The sequence below is a fragment of the Terriglobales bacterium genome, from assembly GCA_035691485.1.
GTDB lineage: Bacteria > Acidobacteriota > Terriglobia > Terriglobales > Acidobacteriaceae > JAIQGF01.
The window spans coordinates 1-11,649 of record DASSIZ010000132.1; the positions used below are offsets into that span (position 1 = coordinate 1).

At 61.7% G+C, this 11,649-nt stretch carries 6 protein-coding genes; 4 read left to right on the plus strand and 2 right to left on the minus strand.

All coding sequences use genetic code 11. The features are described from left to right. Nucleotides 1-2,792: UPF0182 family protein (locus VFI82_16565; protein HET7186299.1), on the minus strand; the 2,792-nt coding region annotated here is incomplete at its 3' end. A gap of 139 nt (nt 2,793-2,931) precedes the next feature. Further along, nucleotides 2,932-4,176 (minus strand): hypothetical protein, encoded by a 1,245-nt coding sequence (locus VFI82_16570; GenBank protein ID HET7186300.1) that lies wholly within the window; start codon nt 4,174-4,176, stop codon nt 2,932-2,934. 559 nt (nt 4,177-4,735) lie between these two features. Between VFI82_16570 and VFI82_16575 the strand changes: the two genes are divergently transcribed. The 4 genes from VFI82_16575 (at nt 4,736) to gyrA (ending at nt 11,440) form a co-directional block, all read left to right on the plus strand. Continuing rightward, complete coding sequence (locus VFI82_16575) at nt 4,736-5,929, plus strand: heparan-alpha-glucosaminide N-acetyltransferase domain-containing protein (GenBank protein HET7186301.1); 1,194 nt, start codon at nt 4,736-4,738, stop codon at nt 5,927-5,929. 118 nt (nt 5,930-6,047) lie between these two features. After that, nucleotides 6,048-7,325, plus strand: coding sequence for a hypothetical protein (locus tag VFI82_16580; GenBank protein HET7186302.1), 1,278 nt, complete (start codon nt 6,048-6,050; stop codon nt 7,323-7,325). 292 nt (nt 7,326-7,617) lie between these two features. Next, nucleotides 7,618-8,382 (plus strand): hypothetical protein, encoded by a 765-nt coding sequence (locus VFI82_16585; GenBank protein ID HET7186303.1) that lies wholly within the window; start codon nt 7,618-7,620, stop codon nt 8,380-8,382. A 409-nt stretch (nt 8,383-8,791) separates the two neighbouring features. Continuing rightward, nucleotides 8,792-11,440: a DNA gyrase subunit A gene (gyrA, locus tag VFI82_16590; GenBank protein HET7186304.1), complete on the plus strand. Its 2,649-nt coding sequence runs from the start codon at nt 8,792-8,794 to the stop codon at nt 11,438-11,440. Nucleotides 11,441-11,649 lie beyond the last annotated feature (209 nt).

Below are 11,649 nucleotides of genomic sequence, written 5' to 3' on the forward strand. Positions count from 1 at the left end.
CGTTTCAACTGTTCCAGCTTTTGGCCGGCTTCGCCGAGTTTGCCTTCGGCAGTGAGGCGCTGGTAATCGGCAAGGCTCTTGGCGGCCTCAGCAATGAGCGCGTTCAAGTCGGTCGCTGCTGGCGTTGCCGAGGTCGCGGCGGCGGGAGCCGCTTTTTTTGTCTCGACGGTGGCAGCCGCAGCGCTGGTGGTGGAAGCGGCACCGCCGAAAAGGGCAGCCATGGCTGATTCAAAGGTCGGCCCGTAAGCGAGGCGATCCTGCAAGGCGAGCACGACCAGGCGCAACTCCGGCATCGGACTTCGTTCCGCCTGCAGATAAATTGGCTCGGCGTACAAGAGCCCGCGCCCGGAGGGAATCACGAGCAGAGCTCCGCGGCGGACGTGCGAGCCTTGCTGGTTCCACAGCGACAATTGCCCGGAGAGCTGCGCGTTCTGGTCGATACGTGCCTCGATCTGCAACGGGCCGTCAACCAGCCGGTTCTTGGGAAAGTCATAGACAGCCAAAGTTCCGTAATGAGCGCCGTCGCTGCGGCCGGCAATCCAGCCAATCAGGTTGTTACGGTTGGCCGGGGTGAAAGGGAGAATCTCGACGAACTCGATACCGGTTTCGCCGGGTAGCTTCATGAGCACGAAATTGGGCTCGATCACCTGGGTCGCTTGCTCGCCACGCGGGTTCATGCCGACTTCGGTGGCAACAGTCCAGAGATCCTCGCGGTTGTAGAAAACCTCCGGATCCGTCATGTGATACAGGCCGTAAACATCGGCCTGCAGCTTGAGCAACAACTCGGGATAGCGAACGTGCTTGCGCAATGCCGGCGGCATGGCGGACGCGTCCTTGAACAGGGAGGGAAAGATGCGGCGATAGGCGGCGATGACGGGATCTTCGGCGTCAAAAACGTAAAACGTGGTGGTGCCGTCGTAGGCATCGATGACAACCTTGACGCTGTTGCGCATGTAATTGATGGGATCGCCGCCCAAGCGGTAATGCCGCGAATAGGGGTATTGGTCGGAAACGGTGAATGCATCCATCATCCATGACAGCCTGCCGTCTTCACCGACGACGATGTAGGGATCGGGATCGAAGGTGAGAAACGGGGCCAACGCGGCCACGCGATCGCGGAGGTTACGGCGCATGAGCAGCCGGCTCTGGGGATTGACATCGTCGCTGAAGGGCAGCTTGGCGACATCGCCGCGCCCGAGCGCGATGAAGAGGCGGCGGAAGAATCCGCCGAGCACGATGCCGCCGGTTCCCTCGTAGGACGTCAGATTGTTGGTCTGGCCTTGCGGGTAGTTGAACTCCTTCTGCCGCGTTTTCACGTAGACATCGGTGTTGGTCAGCTCGCCGAAATAAACTTCGGGGCGGTTGACGGCAAGGCCGCGCACCGTGCTCTGGACCGGCATGTTGCTCAGGATCAGCGTCGGCAGCCCTTCCGAGGTGAAGCCGTTGACGGGGTTCATGGTGACGCCGTAGCCGTGGGTGTAAATGAGCTTTTCGTTGATCCAGTTGCGGCTGCTTTCCGGCAGCTTGTCGATGCTGAGTTCGCGGGTGGCGAGCATGACCTGGCGGACGGCGCCGTCGATTTCGTAGCGATCGATGTCAATGTCGGGGAAGTCGTAGTAGGTGCGAATTTCCTGGATCTGGCGCAGGGTGTCCTGAAGAGCGCGCCAGTCCCAGAGCCGAATGTTCTGCAGTGTCGCCTGATTGTTGGCGGGATCGATGGCGTCGACGGTGGTCTCGGCCGGGAACTCGCGAGAGGAGAAGCGGTCCAGGCCGTAGGCGCGGCGGGTCATCTCGATGTTGCGGGCAATATAGGGGCGCTCACGCACCAGTTCGTTGGGCTTGACAATGAAGCTGGTAACGTACCAGGCAATGAGCTGGAGGGCCAGGAAACAGAGCACGGCGGGAATGACGGCGGCGACCAGCCAGCGCGCGCGCGGCATCACCATAAACGCATTGACGATGGCGATCACGGCGCCAAGCAGAAGCGCGATGGAGACGACGAGCAGGCCAGGCAGCATGACATGCGCGCCTGTGTAGGTGACGCCCGCGAAGATGGTGTGATCTTCGAACAACTGCTCGAAGCGCCCGAGATAGGTGCGCAAGGCGAGGGTCAGCAGCAAAAAAGCGAAGGCGATGGAGAGGCCACGCCAGGGCACGGGAATGTAGATACCCTGCTTTCCCTCCAGGGCGCGGGCGCCTCCGGTAATGACGACGAAGAAAACCGCGAGCAGGCAGACGATGACGGCCATGGCGAAAAGCCAACCCGAGACCAGCTGCCAAACGGGGAGGGAAAAGAGATAGAAGTTGAGGGGCTGGTGGAGAATGGGATCGACAAAGCCGCCCGTACCGGGAGGCGCGTACCAGTAAAGCGCCAAGCCCGGCCATTCCAGCATCAGGGCGGCGGCAGTGATGGCGGCGATCGCCAAGGAAACGCCGACTCCGAGCAGGCGCAGGATGGAATCGACCGGCAACTTTACCGGTTGCCCGCCGATGTAAATGGTGTGGCCGCTCGGCAAGTGCTGAAGGTAAGAGCGCTTCATGGCCAGGAATGAGCCGTACAGAATCAGAAACGTGGCCACGGCAAAGGAAATGAAGACGGCGGACTGCAGACGCAGTGATTTCCAGAACACGTCGGCGTAGCCGAGGGAGCCGAACCAGAGCGCGTCAACGTAATAGGACAATGCCGTCCGGCCTCCGAGAAAAATCACGGCAAGCAGGACGAGAAGGACAAGGAGAGGGAGCCGACGGCGGCGCATCTTCGGTACTCGCGGCCATTCAATGGTGTAGGACATGATCAGACTTCGCCGGCGCCACGTTCACGGGTCAGAGACCCGTGCCACACATTCTGTGGACGACGTCAAAGACGGCAATCGTGGGTATTGTACGCTGCGGCCCTGGGGGGTGCCGTGCGGTTGCAGCACGCGGCCGAGTCTATTGGAGTTTGTAGCGTCCGGATTCGGTGCCGATGGAGTTGGTGAGCTGGTCCAGAAGCTGGTACCGGGAGTAGACGTCCCAGAATTTTCCCGTGAACTTGAGGGCCCAGGGAAGAGCGAGGCCGGCGGCAAGCCCGATGATTTCGGATTCGATCTGGGCGCCGGTGCTGGCGGAAAGCGGATTAAATTTCTTCTCCAGGACGGAGCGGCAGAGCGCGCCGCGATCGGCGGGAGGCTCTTCGCCGTCCCAGCGTCCGGCGGCGCAGGAGAGCGCGAGCTGCACGGCGAGCCCGGCTTGAAGCTCCTTGGCGAGCTTGGGATCGCTGATTTTCAGATTCCAGGTGCGGGCGCGTTCGATGGCGGCCTTGGCGCCAGCGTTCTCTTCTACTTTTCTGACCCATTCGAGGCTGGCGGCGATGGCAGTATCGGCGGCGAGCTTCTGGTGGGCGGCCACGGAAACGGGATCGTCCGCATGTGCCGGCACCGGACCTGCGTTGTGATAGGGCGCCTCGGAGCGCACAGGCGCGCCGGGGGTCTCATATTCCTTATAAAGAAGACCAGAGTTGTCGTGGTTCATGTGGGTGTGAGTGTTAGGAATGTCGGCGGCAGGAGGCGGATAGATGCCGGTCGTTACGCGAATCGGCCAGTGGTCGGGATCGCCGGACTTGTCGCGAAATTCAAACCAGGTAGGCGCGCGAAAACCGCCGGCGGCAAGCGGAACCATTTTCACGGGGAGTTTGTTGAAGTCGTTGTGAATCCAGTCGGAGTGGCTGTAGAAGTCCTGCACAGCGTGGAGAGAAGCGCCGAGGGTAAGCAGCGTAATTACCTTGCGGGTGCGGTCGTCGAGATCGGGCCGGGTGTTGATATTGGCAAGCAGGTCCTGGGTGTTGCGGAGAAGCTGGGTGAAGAGGGAATCGAATTGGGAGTTGCGAGTGAGCGCGCCGTTGAGGTTGTCGAAGTGAAGGAAGATGGCGGAGCGGCGGACCTGGAGGTTGTTGTTGCCGTACTGGTTGAGGTTCTTGAGGTCCTTGCCTTGAAGGCGCTCGTTGGCGAAGTCGGAGATGGGGCCGAAGAAGTCGGGGGAGAAGCAGCCGAGCTGCATGATCTTCCAGGCATCCTCGCTAAAACCGAATTCCTTGCCGACGGCGCGGCTGGCCTGCGAATGCCAGAAGGTATCGAAAGCCGATGCCGGCGGAACCAACAGCGCGAAAAGAGTAAGGAGAGCGAGGAGTTTGCGGATCATGGGGCTCGGAGGGAATTATAGGGGAAGTGCGCTCTCGCTCGGGATGGGGGCCATTCGACTCGGGCTGACGCCCTCGCGGAACGGCGTTTCGGCCCTGAACCTGTCGACGAATGCGCAATGTGGGCGGTGTAGGGGTCCTTCGACTCGGGCGTTCGCCCTCGCTCAGGATGACAGGGGTTTATTGTTTGTCATTACTCAAGATGCGGGATGAGTTCGACAGACCATGGATCTTCGCTCGGGCTGACGGCCTCACCAACAGCGTGTCAGCCTCGCGTTCGCTCGGGCTGGTTTGGGTTTTGCGATCCTACCCAACGCTCATGCGTTGGGCTGGCGAAGCATGCCGGCCTCGCTTCGCTCGGACTGGGGCGACCTAGCTCAGGATGACAGGGTTTCTAATGTTGTTTATCACTCGAGATGCGGGAATGTTTCAAAAAAAGCATAGGTCCTGAGCTTTGCCCAGAGGGGTTGAGTTCACCGGTAAGGTTTGCGGCACCACACGGTCAGTGGGCGTTCGGCAGGATACCGGGTGGTGGTGAACCGGGATAGAATGGCGGGCACGATGGCAACGACGGTTTCCCCAACATCGACAACGGCGGTTGAGCTGAAGAGCGCGGCGCCGGTCGCGAAGGCGACGCGGCTGATATCGCTGGACGTGTTTCGCGGGATGACGATCGCGGGGATGATCCTGGTGAACAATGCGGGAAACTGGAAGGCGGTGTGGTGGCCGCTGGATCATGCGGAATGGCACGGGTGGACGCCGACGGACCTGATCTTTCCTTTCTTCTTATTTATTGTCGGCGTGTCGATGGTGCTGTCGTTCGAGGCGAGGCAGGAGCGCGGCGCGAGGCGCGGCGAACTGATGCGGCATGCGGTGAAGCGCAGCATCATTATTTATGCGATTGGTTTTGCGCTGGCGCTGTGGGGCCGGAGATGGAACCTGCACACGGTGCGGCTCTACGGGGTGCTGCCGCGGATTGCGGTGGTGTACCTGATGGCGTCGGCCATCGTGCTGTACTGCGGCCGGCGCGCGCGGGCGGTGATCGCCGTGGTGGCGCTGGCGGGCTACTGGCTGCTGATGACACGGATGCCGGGATTCGATTTGTCGATGGACGGAAACCTGGCGGGATTTATCGACCGCAAACTTTTGTATGAGCATTTGTGGATCAGGCACCGGTTCGATCCGGAGGGATTGCTGAGCACGATCCCGGCGGTGGTGACCACGCTGATAGGAGTGTTCACCGGTGAATGGTTGAGGCAGCGGCCGGTCATGGGGCAGGCGTCGGACCCTTCTGCCTCACATGTGGGCCAGCCCCGGGTTACAAAAGTGCAGGGAATGTTGATGGCAGGGGCGCTGCTGATGGTGGCCGGCGAGGCCTGGGGAAGATGGTTTCCGATCAATAAGAACATGTGGACCAGTTCGTACGTGCTGTTTACCGGCGGGTTCGCGCTGGCGCTGCTTGCACTGTGCTATTGGATGATTGAGATTCGCGGGTGGCGGAGCTGGGCGCAACCGTTTGTCTGGTACGGAAGCAACGCCATCACGGTGTATGCGGCGTCAACCGCGCTGGCGGTTTTCAGCGTGCGCTACCAGGTCATGCCCGGGGTGACGTACAAGGCGTGGGTATACGATCACTGGTTTGCGCCCATGGCGCGGCCGATGATTGCGTCGGCGTTGTTCGCATCCGCCTATGTATTAACTTTCTGGGCGCTGGCGTGGTTGATGTACCGGAAGAAGATATTTGTGAAGATTTAGCGGTGGTTCATGCCTAAGCCGGAGCGGTTTGGACCACTTGTTAGGTTGCTGGTTCGTGGCGAGTGGGATGCGGCCTGACTCCTGACTCCACCTGTGTTCCCGTGATAAAAACTGAGTGATGCCCTGCGGGCCCACCGCCGCGCCAGCTCCAGACAACAACATAACCGCCGCCGGCAGCCGGCGCGAGTACGTGGTGGTGCTCGGTTCGCCGATCGGCATGCCGCAGCTCATTGCGGGTGCGCTGCTCGCGTTGTTCCTGGCGCAGTGCGTGTGGGTGGCGGTGCACTCGCCGATGCGCGAGATGGAGATGGAGCAGATCGGGCGCGGCGAATTTCTGTTTCATGAGCATGCCTTCACGGCCGAGGCGTCACGCGAGCCCATCCTCCCGGTCCTGGCAGCGGTGCCGCTGATCGGGTCGGGATTCACGATCGGGACACGCGGGTCAGAGACCCACCCCACCCTGGCAAACCCGGCCCGGGTGGGCGGCGCGGTGCCCGAATTCTTCTTGCCGCATCCGCGATCCTGGAGATGGCGGGCGCGGCTGCCGTTCATTGCCATTGGAGTGCTGCTGGGGGCGTCGTTGTGGTACGTGGCGCGGCGGCTCTACGGAAATGCCGGCGGGTACACGGCGCTGTCGCTGTACGCATTTTCGCCGGTCATCATCATGCGGGCGGCTGCAATCCAACCGGCAATAGTCGCGGCATGGGGAGCGTTTGGCTTGGTGTTCACCTCGATTGCGGTGGCGCACACCTTGTACGCGCCGCGCGAGGTCGTGTTGTGGAACTGGAAGCGAATCGGGCTGATGGGGCTGGCAATCGCGCTGGCGGTGGGATCGCACATGGCGCTGGCGATGATGGCGGTGCTGGCGTTCGGATTCATGCTGTACCTGGCGCCGGAACGGCGCGGCGCGGCGCTGGCAATCATGGCGGCGGCATGCGCTTTGGGATTCCTGCTGCTGTTCGCGGCGTATGGTTTTGACAGTCACGCAATGGCGGCGGCGATCAGCGGGTTGCGGACGAGCGACTTTGCTCCCCGGTTGCTCGGGCGGGGTTTGACTTACAGCTTGCTGGCAGTGTTCTTCCTGCGAATGCCGGCGGTGCTGGTGGCGCTGGCAGCAGCGCTGATCGCGTATGCGGCGTGGAAGCGTCCGCGCTTCTTCGGGGTGACCGCGCCGTTGATCAGTCTGGTCGCGGTGATGGTGCTGGGAATTACCATGCCGCACCTGGGCGGCTACGATTTGTTTGTCGCGTCGCTGCCGTTCGCGTTCGTGTTCATAGCCGGGGTGTTTACCGACCTGCTGGAAACCGAGTACGGCGGCCTGGCCGGCGGCATGCTGGCTGGGATTATTCTGGCGCAGGCGGCGTATGCAGTGGTGGGACTGTTGAGGATTGGTTGATTGCGGAACTGCGGAATTGAAATTCGGCAATTCGTCACTTCTGCAGTTCGGCAATCGTCGCGCAACTCCAGCGCCCCACCCGGGTTTTCAAGGATAAGGGCCGGGTCATCGGGGCGGCAAGCGCTCCTGTTCCAGAAGCGCCGCCCCGGTGGCCTGTAAATGATCCCCGGACATCCGCCAATCAATGGGCGGATGGGCGCAGGTTCCCGATTCGACACGCGGAAACCGGCTGTGAATCGGGCTTTCCACGCCAGGCATCAAATTAAACGGGGTTATGATTAACTCCGGGACTATGAAGCTGGCAGGGTACATCGCGGCAGTGGTAGCGCTGATGTTGGTGGTGCCGGCAGCGGCGCAGATCCGGGGAGCGCCGGCGTCGGTGACTTCGATGGCGCCGTGGCGCGGCGTGACTCCCGGGCCTCCGGCAAGCGTGACCTCGCTTGGTCCTAACGGCTTCTCGTCTGGTCCCAACGGCTTCGCGTCGCCGTGTTCCGGGGTTGGGCCGCTGATTCCTTCCGCCATGGGCTGCACGCCTACCGAATTCACCAGCGGATTTTTCTTTCCCGATGCGCGCAATCACGGACGCGTAAATTTGGGCAGCCATCGGCACCGCCGCAGCAACACTGGCGCCTATTACCCGGTATACGTGCCGTACGCCTACCCGGTGGCGACCGAAGCTGGACCAGAGGACGTAGCTGAACCGGATCCGCCGGCGCCGACTATTTTCGAGCGGCGTCCGACGAGCGCGGCTCCGGACGCGCGTTACGGGTCTCACTATCTCGACAGCCGCGAACGTCAACCCGCCGCGACGACGCCGGTGCCGCAGGAGCTGTCGCCGGCAGAGGCGCGGCAGATGATCCCGGTGGTGCTCATCTATCGCGATGGCCACGAGCAGGAAGTCACGAACTATGCCATCGTGGGGCAAACGCTCTACGACCTGGGCACCTTCGTTGCGCACAAGATCCCGCTGGCTGAGCTGAACTTGAAGGCGACAATCAAGGCCAATGACGACCGCGGAGTGGAGTTCACGGTGCCGACATCGGTGAAAGCGGACTGACCAGTCTTTCCGTCGGCCAGTCTTTCAATCACCAGGCGGAGACGGCTTGAAAGCGACGAAATAAGGTTTTTCCAGCCGCAAAAACAGGCCCTTTTTTCTGCTATAATGAGCAGTGCTCTTCCGGGACGTAACTTCTTGTAAATTCAAAAGGTTAGCAGTTAAAGGGACAGGTACGCGCGGGGCGCATCCAGGGCGGATGGCGACCGCCCGAAGGCGGCGGTCGCGGTGAGCATTTTTGTGGGTTGCGAGACAGCCCCGGCAAGGGCGCCGGGCCTGCGGAATTGACGCCGATGTCGGCGGAATGAATTCCGCCGCTCGACAAAAACCGATCCCTCGCTGCGCTCGGGATGACGTGCTTCTCGGGATGACATGCTTGAAGATTTCGAGTGGGTTAAAGGCTAAGAACTAAATGGCAGACGAACAGAATCCCCAGCTTCCACTTCCACCGGACGGCGGCGGGCCGCAAGGTCCGGGCGCCGGCAACGTGCAGCCGATCAACATTGAAGAGGAGATGCGGCGATCGTATCTCGACTATTCGATGTCGGTGATCATCGGGCGCGCGCTGCCCGACATCCGCGACGGACTCAAGCCGGTGCATCGCCGGATTCTTTATGCGATGCACGACATGGGACTGCTCTCCAACCGCAAGCACGTGAAGTGCGCGAAGGTGGTGGGCGAGTGCCTGGGCAAGTATCACCCGCACGGCGACGTCGCGCTCTACGATGCGCTGGTGAGGATGGCGCAGCCGTTCTCCATGCGCTACCGGCTGGTGGATGGGCAGGGCAACTTCGGGTCGGTGGATGGCGACCCGGCGGCGGCGTACCGGTACACCGAGTGCCGCATGACGGCGATCGGGGAGGAGATGCTCTCCGACATCGACAAGGAGACAGTCGACTTCGTACCCAACTTTGACGACACCACGGTAGAGCCGGTGGTGCTGCCGACGACCGTGCCCAACCTGCTGGTGAACGGGTCGAATGGAATCGCGGTGGGCATGGCGACCAACATCCCGCCGCACAACCTGACCGAGATCGTGGACGCCTGCATCACGCTGGTGAACAAACCCAATGCGCAGCTGGCGGAGATCCTGCAGATCGTCAAAGGGCCGGATTTTCCGACCGGCGCCTTCATTCATGGGCGCGCGGGCATTGCCGAAGCGTACAAGACGGGCCGCGGGCGATTCATGATGCGGGCCAAGGCGGCGATCGAAAACATCACCAAGGAGCGGCAGGCGATCATCGTCACCGAGATTCCGTACCAGGTGAACAAAGCCAGGCTGATTGAGCGCATCGCCGACCTTGTCAACAACAAGACGATTGACGATGTCAGCGACATCCGCGACGAAAGCGATCGCGACGGCATGCGCATCGTGGTGGAGCTGAAACGCGGGGCCGAGCCGCAGATCGTGCTGAACCAGCTCTACAAGCACACTCCGATGCAGGACGGCTTCAGCATGATCTTCCTGGCGGTGGTGAACGGCCAGCCGAAGGAGATGGGGCTGGTGCAGGCGATCCAGCACTTCATCGATCACCGCATCGACGTGGTGCGGCGCCGCACCGCGTACCTGCTGGGCAAGGCGAAAGACCGCGAGCACATCCTGGAAGGTTACCAGCTGGCGATCGACCAGCTGGACAACGTGATTGCCATCATCCGGGGCAGCGGCAACCGCACGGAAGCGCGCGAGAACCTGGTTGCGTTCTTCGGCGGCAAGGCGATTGAAGTCAACGTCAACGGCAAGAAGTCGAATGTTTCGGTCGGGCGCAACAAGCCGGAGAAGGGCTTCGACGCGAAGCAGGCCGATGCCATCCTGGAACTGCAACTGCACCGGCTGACGCGGCTCTCGATTGACGAAGTGCTGAACGAGCTGAAGCAAGTGCGGGAGAGCATCCAGGAATACGAATCGATTCTCGCCTCGGAGAAGAAGTTGCGCGGCGTGATCGTGAAGGAGATGGAGGAGGTCAAGAAAAAATTCGGCGACGAGCGGCGCACGCAGATCGTGGACGAAGCGGCCGAAATCCAGCTCGAAGACCTGATCGTGGACGAGCAGGTCGCAGTGACCGTCTCGCACTCCGGCTACCTGAAGCGCACGCCGATCACGACCTATCGTTCGCAGCGGCGGGGCGGGCAGGGCCGCACGGGGATGAAGACGCGCGAGGAGGATTTCGTCGAGCACCTGTTCATCGCTTCGACGCATGCCTACCTGCTGATCTTCACCAACACCGGACGCGTGTACTGGCTGAAGGTGTACGAAGTGCCCGACGTCGGGGCGGCGGGCAAGGGCAAGCATATCGGCAACCTGGTGGCGCTGCAGCCGGGTGAGACGATGCGCACGATCGTGCCGGTGCGCGATTTGGAAGAAGAGAACAAGAACATCTTTTTTGCGACGCGCAATGGCACGGTGAAGAAGACGCCGCTGAAGGATTTCAGCAACGTCATGTCGCGCGGCATCATCGCCATCGGCATTGACAAGGGCGACGAACTGGTGGCCGCGGCGGTGACCGATGGCGCCCAGATCGTGTTCCTGGCATCGCACGAAGGCATGGCCATCCGCTTCGACGAAGAGGATGTGCGGCCGATGGGGCGTCCCGCGTACGGCGTGCGCGGCATGGACATGGACAAGGGCGATTACATCGTCGGCATGGCGATTACGCCCAAGAGCGATGCCAAAGTGAACGGCGGGAAGAAGACCGGCAAGGACGAAGCAGCGGAACCGACGCCGAACCTGATCTTGTCAATCACCGAGATGGGCTACGGAAAGCGCACCGGGGTGGACGAGTATCGCCTGCAGTCGCGCGGCGGCAAAGGCGTTATCAACGTCAAGACCACCACGCGCAACGGCAAGGTGGCCGGAATCCTGCTGGTCAGCGAGGAAAGCGAAGCGATGGTGATCTCGCAGTACGGCAAGATCATCCGCATCGCCACCAACCAGATCCGCGAGGCCGGGCGCTCAACCCAGGGCGTGCGGTTGCTGCAACTGGATGCCGATGACAAGGTCGCGGCGGCGGTGGTGATCCCGAAGGAAGAGGCGGAAAACGGAGAGCCGACGCTGATCCAGTAAACCTACGAGGTCAAATTTGCCCGGCCGGAAAGGCCGGGCTTTTTTTTGCTCGGGCTGACGGCCTCGCAAAAATCGTGCCGGCCTCGCCCCTTCGTGGCTCGGGCTGGTGGTTTAGCCTGGGGCTTTTCCCCAAGGCTTACGCCGTTGGGCTGGAACAACGTGCCGGGCTCGCTGCGCTCGCGCTGGATTGGCCGCCTGAATCGTTTTCC